This window comes from Stenotrophomonas sp. 14P6.2.3 (genome assembly GCF_057799055.1).
In genome coordinates, this window is record NZ_JBYOLA010000011.1 from 113,576 (window position 1) to 129,942 (window position 16,367).

A 16,367-nucleotide genomic window follows, 5' to 3' on the forward strand; every position below is an offset into this window, starting at 1 on the left:
TCTAGACTGCGGGCACTCCCTTCCTGGATGCCCGCATGTCCGATGTCTCCGATGTGATCCCTGCTGCAGCCACGCCGCGTGTACCGGTCGTTGGCGGCGGCAGTTTTCCCGTGCACCGCATTTACTGTGTCGGCCGCAACTTCGCCGACCATGCGCGTGAGATGGGTGCTGCCGTGCCTGCAGCCGACGATCGCGGCCGCCCGATGTTCTTCACCAAGCCGGCCGACGCCATCGTGGTCGGCCACGATGATGTGATCCCCTACCCGCCTGCCACCAGCAACCTGCACCACGAGGTGGAACTGGTGGTGGCGATCGGCCGTGACGCACCCGCCGGCGAGCTGGCCGTGGCCGATGCCGAGGCACTGGTGTATGGCTATGCCGTGGGCCTGGACCTGACCCGCCGCGATCTGCAGGCCGCCGCCAAGGAAAAGGGCCACCCGTGGGATTCGGCCAAGGGCTTCGATGCCTCCGCGCCGATCAGCGAGATCGTGCATGCCGGTGAAGTCGGTGACCTGGCTGCGCTCAACCTGTCGTTGGAGATCAACGGCGAAGTACGCCAGCAGTCCCTGCTCGATCAGATGATCTGGAACGTGCCGGAGATCCTGCACGAGCTGTCCAAGCTGTGGCAGCTGCGTGCCGGCGACCTGGTGTTCATGGGCACGCCGTCCGGCGTGGCCGCGCTGAAGCCCGGCGACCGTTTCAGCGCACGCCTTGAGAACGTGGCCGAGCGCCACGGCGTGATCGCCGGCTGACATCACCTGCGCTACCCTGCGCGCTGTCCCCCCTCGCCCTCAGGAGAAAAACAACAATGGGAATGCTCACCGAGTTCAAGGAATTCGCGATGCGCGGCAACGTCATCGACCTCGCCGTCGGCGTGGTCATCGGCGCGGCCTTCGGCAAGATCGTCACCGCGCTGGTGGAGAAGATCATCATGCCGCCGCTGGGCATGCTGATCGGCAAGGTCGATTTCTCGCAGCTTGCGTGGACGCTGTCGCCGGCCAGCATCGGTGCCGATGGCAAGGAAATCCCGGCCGTGGTGATCGGCTACGGTGATTTCATCAACACGCTGATCCAGTTCGTGATCGTGGCCTTCGCCATCTTCCTGGTGATCAAGGTGATCAACCGCCTGTCGCGCAAGAAGGAAGCGGCACCGGCAGCGCCGGCCGAGGAAGTTCTGCTGCTGCGCGAGATCCGCGACAACCTGAAGAAATAAGGTGGTAGCGCCGGGCCATGCCCGGCGGAACGCCATCTTGCCGCTGCGCTCGCCGGGCATGGCCCGGCGCTACCGCAGAGGCATGCGAAAGCCCCGCTCCGGCGGGGCTTTCGCTTTGCTGCATCTGGCGGAAAACAGCATCCGCAGCGGCCATGACCTCCCGCCCATGCGCGGCGCTGAACGACTGTTAAGCTCCAAGGCTTACACCCTTCCCGGAGCTGTCCATGCGTCGCCGCGTCCTTGCCATCGCATCCTCCCTCGCCCTGCTGGCCGCGCCGGCCTTCGCGGCGCCGCATGCCACCACCCTGCCGCCGGCCTCGCTGGCTACCGCCGCACAGCTGCGCGACCAGGCGCTGGCCGACGACACCGGCTGGAAGGTGGTCGAATCGCTGACCACCGAGATCGGCCCGCGCATCGCCGGCAGCGAGGCCGACGCGCGTGCCGTGGCCTGGGCCGAAGCCAAGTTCAAGGCACTGGGCTTTGACAAGGTGTGGAAGGAACCGGTGACCTTCCCGAAGTGGGAGCGCCGTAGTGAACACGCTGCGGTGACCGGCAGGAACCCGCAGCCGCTGCAGATCACTGCGCTGGGTGGCAGCCCGGGCGGTACGGTGGAAGCCGAGGTGGTGCGCTTCGCCGATCTGGCTGCGCTGCAGGCCGCACCGGCCGGTTCGCTGAAGGGCAAGATCGCCTTCGTCGATTACCAGATGCTGCCGTTCCGCGATGGCCGCGACTATGGCCGTGGCGGCGCGATCCGCAGCAAGGGCCCGTCCGAGGCCATCCGCAAGGGCGCGGTCGGCTTCCTGATGCGTTCGGCCGGTACTGATTCGCACCGTGTGCCGCACACCGGCATCACCCGCTTCGATGACGGCCTGACCCCGGTGCCGTCGGCGGCGCTGTCGGTACCCGACGCCGACCAGCTGGCCCGCCTGCTTGCGCGTGGCGCGACCACGGTGAAAGTGGCGCTGGACTGTGGCTGGGATGGCACCGCGACCTCGTACAACGTGATCGGTGAGATCACCGGCCGCACGCTGCCGAAGGAAGTAGTCGTCATCGGCGGACATCTGGATTCATGGGACCTGGGCACCGGCGCGGTCGATGACGGTGCGGGCGTGGGCATCACCATGGCCGCCGGTCATCTGATCGGCCAGCTCAAGCAGGCACCGAAGCGCACCATCCGCGTGATCGCCTTCGCCAACGAAGAACAGGGTCTGTATGGCGGCAAGGCCTACGCGGAGGCACACGCCAAGGACGTGGCCCTGCACCAGCTGGCCGCCGAGAGCGATTTCGGTGCTGGACGCATCTACGCCTTCAACACCGGTTCGCCGAACCCGGAAGGCTCGCGCGAGGCAACGAAGCAGATTGCCGAGGTGATGAAGCCGCTGGGCATCGAGTACCAGGCCGACAAGGGTGGCCCGGGCCCGGACGTCGGCCCGCTGGCGGCCAAGGGCGGTGCATGGGCGTGGCTGGCGCAGGATGGCTCGGACTACTTCCACCTGCACCACACCGCCGACGACACGCTCGACAAGATCGACCCGAAGGCGCTGGCGCAGAACGTGGCGGCCTACACCGTGTTTGCCTACCTGGCCGCCGAAGCCGATGGCAGTTTCGGCAGTGAAGCGAAGGCCACCACGCCGCCGAACGAGTGAAGCCGCATCCACGCATGACGTGGATCAACGCTTGACCAGGTAGCGCCGGGCCATCCCGGCGCTACCTGCCTGGGCACTTACTCCGCCCACACGCTGGTATTGCGAACTCCCAGCAGCTTCGGATTGAACAACGGATCACGCCCGTGACGCCGGTGGTTTTCGTAATCACGCAGTGCTGCCAGCGCGGGCCTCTGCAGCAGCAGGATGGCGATGATGTTCAGCCAGCTCATCATGCCTACGCCGATATCGCCCAGCGCCCACGCGACTGTCGCACTCTTCATCGCCGAGTAGCCCGTAGCAGCCAGGAACAGCAGCTGGAAGGCACCCATCACCCACTGTCGGGGACGATCGCGGCAGAGGTAGCTGACGTTGGTCTCGGCCATGTAGTACAGGGCGAGGATGGTGGTGAAGGCGAAAGGCAGGATCGCCAGCGCGACGAATGACTTGCCGAAGCCGGGCAAGGCCGACTCCACCGCGTGCTGCACGAAGCGCGGCCCCGCTTCCACGCCAGGAAGGTTGCCCAGCAGCAGTCGTGCCTCATCGGGCACACCGTTCACCGCCGGGTCGTAGACGTTGTAGAGCCCGGTGGAGAGAATCAGGAAGGCCGTCGCGCTGCACACGACCATGGTGTCGATGTACACCGAGAACGACTGCACCAGCCCCTGCTTCACCGGGTGTGACACTTCCGCTGCGGCGGCAGGATGCGCGCCGCTGCCCATGCCCGCTTCGTTGGACAGCACGCCACGACGCACCCCCCATTGGATCGCGGTGCCGATCATCGCGCCGAATGCGGCGTCAACACCGAACGCGCTGCGCAGCACCAGGGCGATGACCTCAGGCACTTTCTCGACATTGAGCACCATCACCACCGCAGTGACCAGCAGATAGGCCACGGCCATCACCGGCACCACCCATTCGGCGACGCGCGCGATGCGACGCACGCCGCCGAGCAGGATCGCCGCCAACACCACCAGCAGCACACCGGTGGTGACCATTACCGGAACATCCCACGCTTCGTTCACCGCACTGGTGATGGCGTTGGACTGCGTGCCCGCCAGCATCGCCCCCGCCAGCACCGTGACCAGCGCGAACAGCACGGCGTACCAGCGCTGGCCCAACCCCTTTTCGATGTAGTACGCCGGACCACCGCGATACTGCCCCTTGGCATCGCGATCCTTGTAGATCTGCGCCAGGGTGGACTCGATGAACGCGCTTGAGGCACCGAGGAAGGCGACTACCCACATCCAGAAGATCGCGCCGGGACCGCCGAAGGCAATGGCCATGGCGACACCGGCGATGTTGCCCACGCCCACCCGGCTGGACAGCGACAATGACAACGCCTGGAACGGCGAGACACCGGCATCGGAGCGTTCGTGGCGGAACATCAGGCGCAGCATGTCCGGCAGCGCGCGCAGCTGGATGAAGCGGGTACGCACGCTGAAGTACAGACCCGTCGCCAGGCACAGCACCACCAGGTACGGGCTCCAGACAACGGCAAGAACGGCATTGACGATCGTTTCGACATTCATCGCAGGGCCCCCATCAGAAGAACATGCCCAGGGCGACCTGGGGGCTGATGATGCGGCCGGTATTGCGACCGGCAACGGTGAATTCGACGCCGGCAATCACCCCCAGCGACGGACTGAAGTGGTACTCGATCGCCGGCGCGAAGGTCAGGTTGCGGCTGGCAGGACGGGCCTCATCGATGCGCTGGAGCGTACCGGCCGCGTCCGGTGCGAAGCCGGTCAGCCGCTGGCCGCTTTCACGGCTGGCGGCCATTTCCATGACACCCACCCAGCGTTCGTTGAAGCTGTACTCGGCGCCCACCGAAAGACCCAGCACCGAACCGCGCGCGATATGTCCCTGGAAGCCGTCATCGGTGCCATACACGCTGCCGCCGGAAATCGCAGTGCGTGAGGGCGATGGCCCGGCACTGAGCTGCGCGCGGCAGCGCAGCGGGCGATCGTTCGCCAGCCACAGCACCTGCTGCACCGCCAGCGCAGCCACGGTGCGCTGCGTGCCGTCACCCTGGGCGTCGAGCGGGTTGCCGGTGATCCGGTCGTGACTGCCGGTGCTGAAGCGCTGCACCAGTGCAACTGACACCGCCGGGGTGGTGCCATCGGCACTGGAAGGCTGCAGCAGGTACTGCAGGCGTGCGGTGGTGTCGCCGGCGCGGAAACCACTGCTGCGCGCGTTGCCTGATTCTGCACGCGAGGCACTGAGGTTGACCTGGGCGGTCACCCGATCGCTGAACCCGTAGGCGATGGGCACCACCATCGCCCACGCGCCACTGCGCTCGTCGCTGCGTTGACGGTCGCCGTTGTGGTCGAAGGACGAGGAACTGTCGACCCGCACCAGATAGGGTTCGACGTACCAGCGACCTGCCGGCATACCGGCAGGATTGGGGGTGATCAGCGGGCCGGTGAAGTTGACGCCGTCGAGCGTGCGCTCGTTGGCCTGCGCGGACACGGCGGCAAGCGCACTGAATGCCAGTACCAGGCAGACACGCACCGTACTGCGGGGAGGATGATGCATGGGGACCACTCCTGTACGACGTTGGATGGACTTCCACCCTGCGTCGCCGGGAACGGCACACCAATAAGGAAACTTTCAATTCGTCATGCATGCTTTGCGCATCGCACTGTCAGGAAATCCACCGGGCGTTGCCCGGCGCTACCGGTGAACCGTGCATGCCGTGCGTAGTGCAACGCAGGAGGCACCTTCCCGGCATGAGGAAATCCCGCACGACGTGGATCTGCTCCGATCCGCGGGCACCGGCGTTACCCGGCGCCCGCAAACCCACCCATCAGCGGCGCTGGCTGACCCACTGCGCCAGCAGCACGGCAGTGGCGGAAGCGACATTCAGGCTTTCAACCGCGCCACTGCCGGGAATCGACAGTTGCTGGTCACACTGGCTGGCCAGGCCGCGATCCATGCCTTCACTTTCCGCGCCCATCACGTAGACCAGGCGGGCCGGCAACGATGCGCGGAACACGTCATCGCCACCGTCGACCAGGGTCGCGGCAAGGCCGAAACCGGCCGCGCGCAGCTGCGCCATCGCTTCTGCGTCTTCAGGCAGCTGCACCAGCGGCACCGACTCTGCTCCGCCCTCGGCCACGCGTGCGGCCGCGCCGGACAGTGCCAGCGTGCTGCTGGCAGGCAGCAGCAGCGCCTTGGCACCGAAGTGCGCGGCAGAGCGCAGGATCGCACCGAAGTTGTGCGGATTGCCGACGCCATCCAGCCACAGTGCCAGCGCCGGGCCTTCGCCCAGTTCGGCCAGCCACTGCGCCAGCGGCACCACCGGTGCGCGCAGCACGTCGGCCACCAGGCCTTCGTGATGGGTGGTGGCGGCCAGCTTGTTGAGGTCGCCCTCTTCCACCACGCGGTAGCCCACGCGGTTGGCCACGCACCACTTCAGCACCGGCTGCATGCGCGGAATCAGCGACTCCACCAGGTACAGCTTGCGCAGCGCCTGCGGACGCTTGGCGAACAGGGCCTGCACCGCGTTCCAGCCATACAGGCGCAGTTCGTCGTTGCCACGCCCCGGTGGCGGCGGGGTGCCGCCCTCACGCGGTGGCAGCGGGGTGGCCCGCGGCGGTCGCGACGACGGGCGGCGGGCATTCTTCCAGGGATCATTCACTACGGGACAACTCCAGCTTGCGTTGACGCCAGAAATCGGCGTTCTTGATGCCCAGGGCATCGGGGTCGAAGATCGGATCCAGGCCGAGCTTCTTCTGTCGTTCGTAATCGCGCAGCGCCAGCATGGCCGGCTTCTGCACGATGAGGATGGCGATGATGTTCAGCCAGGCCATCAGGCCTACGCCGATGTCGCCCAGCGCCCAGGCCAGGGTGGCGTTGTGGAAGGCACCGAACACCACCATGCCGATGATGCCCAGGCGCAGCAGCAGCACGGTGAACGGCCGCTTCCTGTTGTGGTTGACGTAGGTCAGGTTGGTTTCGGCCATGTAGTAATAGGCCATGATCGTGGTGAAGGCGAAGAAGAAGATCGCCACCGACACGAACGCCGAACCCCAGCCCGGCAGCACCGCTTCCACACCCGCCTGCGCGTAGCCCGCACCTTCTGGAATGCCGGCCAGGCCCTGGAAGATCGGCTCAGCACCCGCGACCGGCGAATACACGTTGTAGGTGCCGCTGGCCAGGATCAGGAAGGCGGTGGCGGTGCACACCATCATGGTGTCGAAGTAGATGGCGAAGGCCTGCACGTACCCCTGCTTGGCCGGGTGCGAGACCTCCGAAGCCGCCGCAGCGTGCGGACCCGAACCCTGACCGGCCTCGTTGGCGTAGATGCCGCGCTTGATGCCCCACTCCACTGCCAGGCCCATCATCGCGCCGAACGCGGCGTGGGTACCGAAGGCGCTCTTGAAGATGATGCCGAACATTTCCGGCACGCGGTCGTAGTTGATGATCATGATGACGATGGCCATCAGGATGAAGCCGGCCGCCATGAACGGCACCACCACTTCGGCGAAGTTGGCGATGCGCTTGACGCCACCGAAGATCACCACGCCCAGCAGCAGGGCGACGACGATGCCGATGCCCAGCTTCAGCGCCTGCACCGATTCCATGCCGAAGGACTGGCCATCGAGCGGACCGCACAGCGCGGTGCCACGGCAGGCATTGATGATGCTGTCGGCGATCGCGTTGGCCTGCACGCCGGGCATCAGGAAGCCGGCAGCGATGATCGTGGCGATGGCGAAGGCCATGGCATACCACTTCAGGCCCATCGCCTTTTCGATGTAGTAGGCCGGGCCACCGCGGTAGCGGCCTTCGGCATCCTTGGTCTTGTAGATCTGCGCCAGGGTGCATTCCACGTACGAAGTGGATGCGCCGAGGAAGCCCATCACCCACATCCAGAAGATCGCGCCGGGGCCGCCGAAGGCGATGGCGGTGGCCACGCCGGCGATGTTGCCGATGCCCATGCGGCCGGCCATCGACATGGCCAGGGCCTGGAACGAGGACACGCCGGCGTCGGATTTCTCACCGGACACGGTGAGGCGGCACATCTCGACGAAACCACGGATCTGCATGAAGCGGGTGCGCAGGCTGAAGAACAGGCCGGCGGCCAGGCACATGAAGATCAGCGCCTTGCTCCAGATGATGCTGTTGATGAAATGTACGGTAGCTTCCACGCGCGCTCTCTCCAGTCGGCGGGTTGTGAGGACGTCCCGTCGGCTGGAAGGGACCGGTCGATTCTCCCTGATCGAAGGTCGCTGCGATAGCGCCGGATGCGGGGGCGTGTTCTCCGCCGGGCATGGCCCGGCGCTACCCCCGGAGACGGCAGCACCTCCGGCGGTCAATGGAAACGGCGGCGCACCCGGTAGCGCCGGGCCATGCCCGGCGGCCTTTCAGGGCAGCGCGGTCCGCACCCGGGCGAAGCGGCGCAGGTCATGCAGGACGCCGCGCTTGTAGACGGCGCAGCGCTCCACGCCCTCTTCCTGGAAACCGTTCTTTTCCAGTACCCGGGCCGAGCCCAGGTTGAAGTCGACCACCGTGGCCTGCAGCCTGAACAGGCCAAGCTCGTCCATCACCCAGGGCGCGAACAGACCGACCACGCCGGTCATCAGGCCCCGCCCCCAATGGACCTGGCCGAGCCAGTAACCCAGTTCAGCGGTATGCCCGCGCTCGGCCACGCCTTGCTGGGCGCCCACGCTGCCGCAGGCCTGGCCGTCGATCTCGATGGCCAGGTTCAGCGTGCCGGGGGCCAGCACGCGCCCGCCCAGGAAGGCTTCGCCATCCTCGCGGGTGTACGGATACGGGAAGCGGTCACGCAGTCCACGCGAGACGTCCGCGTCGTTGGCGTGGCGCAGCAGCGACTCCAGGTCATCGCTGCGCCAGGGCCGCAGGAGGAAGCCTTCGCCCTGCAGAATGCGCGCCGGCTCAGGCATGACCACCCACCGACGGCGAGTCGGCCTCCTGCTTCTCCAGCTCGCGCTTCACCGCCTCTGGCGAGCGGGTATACGGGGCCAGCCGCGCGTAGAACGCCGGCACCACGAACAGCGACAGGAAGGTGGACAGGGTGACGCCGAAGATGATCACGATGCCGATGGTGCCACGGCTGGCCGAACCGGGGCCACCGGCCACCACCAGCGGAATCGCGCCGACCACGGTGGCGATCGAGGTCATCAGGATCGGACGCAGGCGCACCATCGCCGATTCGATGATTGCTTCGCGCACGGTTCGCCCGTCGTCGCGCAGCTGGTTGGCGAATTCGACGATCAGGATGCCGTTCTTGGCCGCCAGGCCGACCAGCATGACGATGCCGATCTGGCTGAACAGGTTCACCGTGCCGCCACTCAGCCACAGGCCAACCAGCGCACCGAGCACACCCAGCGGCACGGTCAGCATGATCGTCAGCGGGTGGATGAAGCTCTCGAACTGCGCGGCCAGCACCAGGTACACCACCAGCAGGGCCATGGCGAAGGTCAGCAGCACCGCGCCACCCGCACTCTGGTACTCGCGCGATTCGCCCTTCCAGTTCACCTGCGCGTACTGCGGCAGCTCTTCGCGGGTCACCTGCTGCGCCCAGGCGATGGCCTCGCCCAGCGGGTAGCCAGGTGCCAGGCCGGCACTGATGGTGATCGAGCGCAGGCGGTTGAAGCGGTTCAAGGTGCCCGCTTCGGCCACTTCGCTCAGCGTGACCAGGTTGGCCAACGGCACCAGTTCGCCGGAGGTCGCACGCACGCGGATCGCGGCGAGGTCAGCCGGGCTGGCGCGGCCATCACGGCCGGCCTGGACCAGCACGTCGTACTCCTCGCCGTTGTCGACGAAGGTGGTGACGCGGCGCGAGCCCATCATCGTTTCCAGCGCCGAACCGATCGCGGTGACCGGCACGCCGAGGTCGGCCGCACGCTGGCGGTCGATGTTCACCCGCATCTGCGGACGGGTTTCCTTGTAGTCCGAGTCCGGACCGACCAGGCCGGGGTTGTCGGCCATGCGCAGCAGGATGCGGTCGCGCCACTGCGCGATCTCGGCGTATTCCGGGCCACCCAGCACGATCTGGAACGGCTGCCCGCCACTGCGCACCAGGCCGCCACCGACCTGGGTACGGACGCGCACGCCACGGATGGTGTCCAGTTCCTTCTGCAGTTCATTGGCCACTTCCGGCGTGCCTTCGCTGCGCTGGCGCCACGGCTGCAGGAACACGCTGACGCGGCCGGTGTGCATTTCCTCGCTTGCGCCGAAGCCGCCGGGCACGCGCGGGTTGGCGCGCACGATCGGCTTGTCCGCGCCCACATGCGGTGCCAGCAGCGCTTCGACCTGCTGCACCTGCTGCACGGTGTAGTCGTAGCCAGCGCCCTCCGGGCCATCGATCATGATCTGGAACGAACCTCGGTCTTCGGCCGGAGCCAGTTCCGAAGGCAGCACTTTGATCAGCAGCCAGCTGGCCGCCAGCGCTGCGACCATCACCAGCAGATAGATCCACGTGCGATCCACATGATGATCGAGCACGCGACCGTAAGCGCTGGCCAGGCATTCCAGATTGCGGTTGATGAAACCGTGCAGCCCGCGCGGGGCCTGCCCGGTATGCGGCTTGAGCAGCTTGGAGGCCATCATCGGGGTCAGCGTCAGCGCGACGAACGCTGACAGCGCAACCGCTGCGGCCAGGGCCACCGCCAGTTCACGGAACAGGCGCCCGGTATTGCCTTCCAGGAAACCCACCGGCAGGAACACCGCCACCAGCACGGCGGTGGTGGCGATCACCGCGAAGGCGACCTGCGCAGTGCCGCGCTTGGACGCCACCAGCGGCGGCTCGCCCAGGTCGATGCGGCGTTGCACGTTCTCCACCACCACGATCGCGTCATCCACCACCAGGCCGATGCACAGCACCAGCGCCAACAGCGTCAGCAGGTTGATCGAGAAGTCGAACGCATACAGCGCGATGAACGCCGCCACCAGGCACACCGGCACCGTCACCGCCGGAATCAATGCCGCGCGGAAACTGCCGAGGAACAGCCAGATCACCGCCAACACCAGGATCATCGCCTCCACCAGCGTGGCGTACACGCGGTCGACAGCGGCCTCGATGAAGGTGGTGTTGTCGAAGGCAACGAAGATCTGCGTGCCCTTGGGCAGGGTCAGCGCAACACGTTCGGCCTCGGCGCGCGCGGTGCGCGCCACGTCCAGCGAGTTGGCGGTGGAGGTCTTGACGATGCCCAGGCCGATGCCGGGCTCGCCGTTGCTGCGGTAATACGCGCGACGCTCGGCCGAGGCCAGCTCGATCTTCGCCACATCGCCCATGCGCACCACATAGCCATCACTGCCCTTGCCCAGCGGAATGGTCGCGAAGTCTTCGGGCTTGATGTAGTTGCGCTCCACGCGCAGGGTGAAATCGCGGTCGGTGGATTCGATGCGGCCGGCCGGCAGTTCCACGTTCTCGTTGCGCAGCGCGGTTTCGATGTCGCCGGTGGTCAGGCCACGTGCGGCCAGCTGGTCGCGGTCCAGCCAGATGCGCATCGCATAGCGCTGGCGGCCACCGATGCGGACCTGGGCCACGCCATCGAGGCTGGAAAAGCGGTCGACCACGTAGCGGTCGGCGTAGTCGCTCAGTTCCAGCGTGTCCATGGTCGAGGACACCATGTTGAACCAGATGATCGGATCGGCATCGCTCTCGACCTTGGCGATCTCCGGTGGCCGCGCCTCTTCGGGCATGCGGTCGGCCACGCGGCTGACCGCATCGCGCACGTCGTTGGCCGCCGCTTCGATGTCACGATTGGAGGTGAATTCGATGCTGACCTGCGAACGGCCGTTGGTGCTGCGCGCGTTGATCGTATCGATGCCTTCGATGCCGGCCAGCGCGTCTTCCAGCACCTGGGTGATCCGGCTCTCGATCACCGCTGCCGAGGCACCGGTGTAGTCCACCGACACCGAGACGATCGGCGGGTCGATGGCCGGCAGTTCGCGCAGGGTCAAGCGAGTGAAGGACATCACGCCCAGCACCAGCAACAGCAGGCTCATCACCACGGCAAACACCGGCCGCTGGATGGAGATGTCAGACAGCTTCATCCGCCGTGACCCTCGGCAGCGACCGGTGCTTCAGCCGTCACCGGCTGGGCGCCACTGGCGGGCGCGGCGTCGGTGGCCGCCACCTTCAGGCCTGCACGCAGCTTGCCGGTGCCGTCCACCACGATGCGCTGGCCTGCCTGCAGGCCCTGCTTGATCTCGACCACGCCAGCGCGGCGTGCACCGGTGACCACGTCCACGCGTTCGACGGTGTCATCGGCCTTGATGCGATACATGAAGCTGTCGCGACCGACCTGCACCACGGCGATTTCCGGCACCACCAGTGCCGGTCGATCAGGATGGAACAGGCGCACGTCTAGCAGCATGCCCGGACGCAGTGCGTGGTCGCCGTTGGCGAAGTCGGCACGCACAGTCACCGCACGGGTGGCCGGGTCGATACGTGCATCGATGGTGCTGACCTCGCCTTCGAAGGTGCGGCCCGGCCAGGCCACGCTGGTGGCCTGCACCTTGTCGCCGATGGTCAGCGCGGCCAGCTCCACTTCCGGCACCTGGAAATCGATGTGCATGCGCTCGACGTCGTCGAGGGTGGCGATCACCGTGGTCGGCGTCAGCAGCGTGCCCGGGCTGATCTGGCGGATGCCGAGGACGCCGGCGAACGGCGCGCGCACACGACGATCACCGATGTCCGACTGCATCTGCGCCACGCGTGCTTCGGCGGCATCACGGATCGACTTCTGCGTATCCAGGGTCGCGCTGGACACCAACCGCTGTGCCGCCAGTTCGCGCTGGCGCTTGTACAACTGGTCGGCTTCGCGGAAGGTCGCCTGCGCCTGCACCAATGCGGCTTCCTGGGCCTGACCGCGCAGGGTCACCAGCGGCGCGCCAGCGGCGACCTGCTGGCCACTTTCGAAATGCACGCGCTCGACGATCTCGCTCACTTTGGCGGTCACGCTGATCGACTCGCGCGCCTTGGCCGTACCCAGCGCCTGCAGCGTGTCGCTCCACTGCATCGCCTGCACGACCTGCGCGGTGACCGGCACGGCTTCGCCCTGCCGACGCGCGGCGGCCTCCTGTTTGCCTGCGCACCCGGCCAGCACGGCCAGGCTGAGGCCAAGGGCCAGGGTCGAAGCGATACGAGCCAACATGAACAATCCTGAGCGATCCACGGCCGCCGAGTGTAGGCAAGGCCCCGCAAAAGCGATATGTGCCAAGCGTTTACCGGCGTGGAACGGGTGCTGCGATAGCGCTGCGCGCCCATTCCATGCAGGGGTCCGCAGCACGGTGTCGGTGTATGTCGGGATGTATCCCGGCGCGCCATGAGCGGCGACGCCGTCGTAGAGTCGGGAGGCCCGGCCGAGGGCGCCGGGCGGGGTCGGAACCTGGCGGGGATCCGACCCCGTTTTCTTTGGACGCAGGCCTTCTTTGCCCGGCGCATGGGTAGCGCCGGGCCATGCCCAGCGGATCAGTATCGGTAGTTCACCTTCATCCACAGGCTGCGGCCGGGCTCGTTGATGCGTACCGGATCGGCCGGGAAGCCGAAATCGGCGCTGCCGGCCAGATTCAGATGCTCGCTGTAGGCGCGGTCGAACAGATTGTCGACACCGGCGCTGAGCTGCAGCTGCGAACTGAAACGATAGGCCGCATTGAGCGCCAGCGTGGCGAAGCCACTGCTCGGCCCGAGGTCCTGCGCCACCACGTTGCCCTGCCCGTCCGCGACCCGGTGCTGATGGGTGACCGCGCGCACCAACGCACCGGCACTCCAGCGCTGGCCTTCCCAGTCAGCGCTCAGGCGCGCTTCCAGCGGCGGCATCTGCGGCAACGGGCGATGCTGGTCGCGGTTCTCGCCCCAGGCATAGGCCAGGGTGCCACCCAGCTTCCACTGCGCGTCGAGCTGCAGCTGCACACCGGCCTCGGCACCGGCGATGCGCGCCTGCACGTTGTCGGCCTGGCTCATGCCCATCATGCCGCTGCCGCGATAGGTGAACAGGATGTAGTCCTGGATCTGCCCCGCATAGGCGGAGACCCAGGCCTGCACGCGCGGGCCTTTGTATTGCAGGCCGACGTCGAGCTGGGTGGTGCGTTCGGGCTGGATGCCAGCGAACGCGTTGACCGCACCTGCCGGGCCATGATCGGGCGAGAACAGTTCCCAGTAGTCGGGCATGCGCTGGCTGTGACCAAGGCCGGCATACCAGGTCAGGCCATCGGCGAGATCCTGTTCGTAGCGCAGGAAGCCACTGCCCAGCCAGTCCCTGCGGCGCTGGCCGGCGGTGGGATTGGGCATGGCCATCATCATGCCGCCGATGTCGGCGCGCTCATCGCGCACGCTAGCACGATCGACGCGCAGGCCGCCGATCCAGCGCTGGTCGGTGCCGGCGCCGAGGGTCAATTCGGTGAACGCACCGTAGCGGCGGAAGTTGGCGTCGGTGTTCCAGTCCGCCTGTCTGTAGGTGCCGCGGCCCATGCCCATGCGGCCGCGATGTCGGCTGTCCTCGCCGTCGACGCCGGCCACCAGCTGCACGTCCTGCCAGCGCCATTCGGAGCTGATGCGCCCACCCTGCGTGCGGCGATCCACGTTCGACGCCATCGGCATCGGCATCATGCTGTGCGGGTTCGGCTCGCGCAGCGTGTAGTTGTCCATCACGTGGTCGGCTTCGTTGTAGTACACGTTGGCCTGCAGCGTGTCCCACGCCCCGGGCAGGTTGCGCTTCTCGAAGCGCGCGGCGTAGCTGGTGCGCTCGAACGCGGCACCGTCCATGCCGCGCCCGGCGTAGCGCGCGATCGCATCGCCGGCACCGGCGGATACTTCGAGCAGGGTATCGGCATCAGGCGTCCAGCCAACGGCTACGTCGCCATTCCATTTGCGCCATTTCGACGGAACCACATCACCGTTGCCGTCCTTGTAGTCATCGGCTTCGGAGCGATTGCCGCTGGCACGCACATAGCCCGTCGGATTGCCCAGGGTGAGGTCCAGCACCTGGTCGTTGCGGTTGCGCGAACCAACCAGCGTGCTGGCATCGGCACGCAGCCCGGGCTCGTCGAAACGCGGGGTATCACGCTCAAAACGCACGGTGCCCGCAGACGCACCCGCGCCCCAGCGCACGCTCTGCGGGCCCTTGATGATGGTCAGCCGGTCAAAGCTCTCCGGCGAGATGTAGGACAACGGGTTGTCCATGCGCGAGGGACACGCACCAATCAGATTGCCATCGTTGCTGAGGATATTCAGGCGCGAACCGAACATGCCACGCAGCACCGGGTCGCCGTTGGTGCCGCCGTTGCGGATGGCGGAAAAGCCGGGAACGGTCTTCAGGTAATCGGCGCCATCGCTGGCCGGCACCGGCTGTCGCGGCAGGCGCGGATCGGTCACCCAGTGCAAGGGTGAGGACGGTGCAGCGGCGGTGACCACCAGCGTATCCAGCGTCCGCGCATCTTCAGCGGGCGCGGCATGGGCGAAGGGCGCGGCCAAGGCAACGCCAAGGGCAAGCGGCAGGCGCGCACGGGCGCCCGCGTCGGGGAAAGTCATTTTCATGGGAACAGCTCCAAGGTACGCACGCGCGCACGACGCCCTTGCAGGCATCGTGCGACGGATTCGATAGGGAAATCAGCGGACGGTGGAGATCGGCGGCGGGCCACGCGCGGCGTGTGCCGGCCAATGCAGCAGCGGCAGGCGCAGCTGTGACCATGGGAACACCAGCTTCGGCCGCCACAGCAGTGGCAGCAGCAGCACCAGCACTGCCAGCCACGGCAGCAGGCGCATGGCCAGCACGCAGTACTCGCAGGCCTCGCCATGCATGGCGTGCGGATCGGCGGGCGGGCGGGGCACAGCCGGATCTGCATCGTGGTGCGCGTGACCGGCCATGGCCATGTCGTGCATGTCGTGGCCCATGGCCGTGTGGTCCATGCCTGCCATGCCCGCATGATCCATCGGCTGCGCCTGAAGCGCGCGGCTGACCAGCGGCGCGAGCACCATCAGCAGCGTCGCCATGAAGGCAAGCTGGAGCAGGGTTCGATGCAGCTGGACGGTACGGATCACCGCGCTAGTGTAGAGGTGCCCCCCGGGGGCGCCGTGCGACGAACCGTCGCAGGAGGGGGGTATCGGCAGGGCTGCGCCCTGCACCCGCAGAGGCAACAGCAACGGCAACGGCCGAAGCAACAGCAGAAGCTGGCTTCCTGTGGGATGGCGGGGTGGGTCCGGTTGCGGGGGACGCTGCAAGTACGTCCATGTAAGCTCGGTCGCCGCATCCATGCGGCTCACGCCCCCGCAACCGGACCCATCCCGCCTTCGACAGATTTCCGCGATCTGTAGATCCACTCCATGCGTGGATGAATCTCCAACGAAATCGAATATTTCGGCAATTGATCGAAAAGCATCCACGCATGGCGTGGATCTACCGTGTCGACCAAGGTCGACACCTACCAACAGCCGTCGAAATCTGTCAGAGGCGGGGCGGTGTCGGATTGCGGGGTGTCCGCGGCATGGATGCCGCGGCCAAGCCTACAGGGACGTACTTGCGGCGTCCCCGCACTCC

General features: G+C 66.9%; 12 protein-coding genes. 3 read left to right on the forward strand and 9 right to left on the reverse strand.

Going from position 1 to position 16,367, the window contains the following annotated elements; translation table 11 throughout:
* The first annotated feature begins 35 nt into the window (after window positions 1-35).
* The 3 genes from AC27VL_RS11160 to AC27VL_RS11170 all read left to right on the forward strand — a co-directional run bounded on the left by AC27VL_RS11160 (window position 36) and on the right by AC27VL_RS11170 (window position 2,859).
* A complete protein-coding gene (locus AC27VL_RS11160) occupies window positions 36-752 on the forward strand; it encodes a fumarylacetoacetate hydrolase family protein (protein WP_100553410.1) in 717 nt (238 codons plus the stop codon).
* A 56-nt stretch (window positions 753-808) separates the two neighbouring features.
* Window positions 809-1,213: a large-conductance mechanosensitive channel protein MscL gene (gene mscL / locus AC27VL_RS11165; RefSeq protein ID WP_100553411.1), complete on the forward strand. Its 405-nt coding sequence runs from the start codon at window positions 809-811 to the stop codon at window positions 1,211-1,213.
* 224 nt (window positions 1,214-1,437) lie between these two features.
* On the forward strand, window positions 1,438-2,859 hold the full coding sequence (locus AC27VL_RS11170) for a M28 family peptidase (RefSeq protein ID WP_089236617.1): 1,422 nt from the start codon (window positions 1,438-1,440) through the stop codon (window positions 2,857-2,859).
* A 77-nt stretch (window positions 2,860-2,936) separates the two neighbouring features.
* Here AC27VL_RS11170 and AC27VL_RS11175 read toward each other — a convergent pair whose 3' ends face one another.
* From AC27VL_RS11175 to AC27VL_RS11215, 9 genes are all read right to left on the reverse strand, one after another.
* Window positions 2,937-4,388, reverse strand: coding sequence for an alanine/glycine:cation symporter family protein (locus AC27VL_RS11175; RefSeq protein WP_100553412.1), 1,452 nt, complete (start codon window positions 4,386-4,388; stop codon window positions 2,937-2,939).
* A 13-nt stretch (window positions 4,389-4,401) separates the two neighbouring features.
* On the reverse strand, window positions 4,402-5,394 hold the full coding sequence (locus tag AC27VL_RS11180) for a hypothetical protein (RefSeq protein ID WP_488766433.1): 993 nt from the start codon (window positions 5,392-5,394) through the stop codon (window positions 4,402-4,404).
* Window positions 5,395-5,665: 271 nt separating this feature from the next.
* A complete protein-coding gene (locus tag AC27VL_RS11185; protein WP_100553414.1) occupies window positions 5,666-6,499 on the reverse strand; it encodes a TrmH family RNA methyltransferase in 834 nt (277 codons plus the stop codon).
* A complete protein-coding gene (locus AC27VL_RS11190; protein WP_089236620.1) occupies window positions 6,492-8,009 on the reverse strand; it encodes an alanine/glycine:cation symporter family protein in 1,518 nt (505 codons plus the stop codon). The genes AC27VL_RS11185 and AC27VL_RS11190 overlap by 8 nt, the downstream gene beginning before the upstream one ends.
* A gap of 216 nt (window positions 8,010-8,225) precedes the next feature.
* Complete coding sequence (locus AC27VL_RS11195) at window positions 8,226-8,765, reverse strand: GNAT family N-acetyltransferase (RefSeq protein ID WP_488766436.1); 540 nt, start codon at window positions 8,763-8,765, stop codon at window positions 8,226-8,228.
* Complete coding sequence (locus tag AC27VL_RS11200) at window positions 8,758-11,883, reverse strand: efflux RND transporter permease subunit (protein ID WP_488766438.1); 3,126 nt, start codon at window positions 11,881-11,883, stop codon at window positions 8,758-8,760. The genes AC27VL_RS11195 and AC27VL_RS11200 overlap by 8 nt, the downstream gene beginning before the upstream one ends.
* Window positions 11,880-12,986 (reverse strand): efflux RND transporter periplasmic adaptor subunit, encoded by a 1,107-nt coding sequence (locus tag AC27VL_RS11205; RefSeq protein ID WP_100553417.1) that lies wholly within the window; start codon window positions 12,984-12,986, stop codon window positions 11,880-11,882. Before AC27VL_RS11205 ends, AC27VL_RS11200 begins: the two co-directional genes overlap by 4 nt.
* 317 nt (window positions 12,987-13,303) lie before the next feature.
* Window positions 13,304-15,367 (reverse strand): TonB-dependent copper receptor, encoded by a 2,064-nt coding sequence (locus AC27VL_RS11210; RefSeq protein WP_191078253.1) that lies wholly within the window; start codon window positions 15,365-15,367, stop codon window positions 13,304-13,306.
* A 72-nt stretch (window positions 15,368-15,439) separates the two neighbouring features.
* Window positions 15,440-15,823: a DUF2946 family protein gene (locus AC27VL_RS11215; protein WP_100554192.1), complete on the reverse strand. Its 384-nt coding sequence runs from the start codon at window positions 15,821-15,823 to the stop codon at window positions 15,440-15,442.
* Window positions 15,824-16,367 lie beyond the last annotated feature (544 nt).

Coding starts and splice junctions, on each gene's coding strand:
- AC27VL_RS11160 (WP_100553410.1), top strand. CDS start 36: ATGTCCGATGTCTCCGATGTGATCCCTGCTGCAGCCACGCCGCGTGTA.
- mscL (WP_100553411.1), top strand. CDS start 809: ATGGGAATGCTCACCGAGTTCAAGGAATTCGCGATGCGCGGCAACGTC.
- AC27VL_RS11170 (WP_089236617.1), top strand. CDS start 1,438: ATGCGTCGCCGCGTCCTTGCCATCGCATCCTCCCTCGCCCTGCTGGCC.
- AC27VL_RS11175 (WP_100553412.1), bottom strand. CDS start 4,388: ATGAATGTCGAAACGATCGTCAATGCCGTTCTTGCCGTTGTCTGGAGC.
- AC27VL_RS11180 (WP_488766433.1), bottom strand. CDS start 5,394: ATGCATCATCCTCCCCGCAGTACGGTGCGTGTCTGCCTGGTACTGGCA.
- AC27VL_RS11195 (WP_488766436.1), bottom strand. CDS start 8,765: ATGCCTGAGCCGGCGCGCATTCTGCAGGGCGAAGGCTTCCTCCTGCGG.
- AC27VL_RS11200 (WP_488766438.1), bottom strand. CDS start 11,883: ATGAAGCTGTCTGACATCTCCATCCAGCGGCCGGTGTTTGCCGTGGTG.
- AC27VL_RS11205 (WP_100553417.1), bottom strand. CDS start 12,986: ATGTTGGCTCGTATCGCTTCGACCCTGGCCCTTGGCCTCAGCCTGGCC.
- AC27VL_RS11210 (WP_191078253.1), bottom strand. CDS start 15,367: ATGAAAATGACTTTCCCCGACGCGGGCGCCCGTGCGCGCCTGCCGCTT.
- AC27VL_RS11215 (WP_100554192.1), bottom strand. CDS start 15,823: ATGGCGACGCTGCTGATGGTGCTCGCGCCGCTGGTCAGCCGCGCGCTT.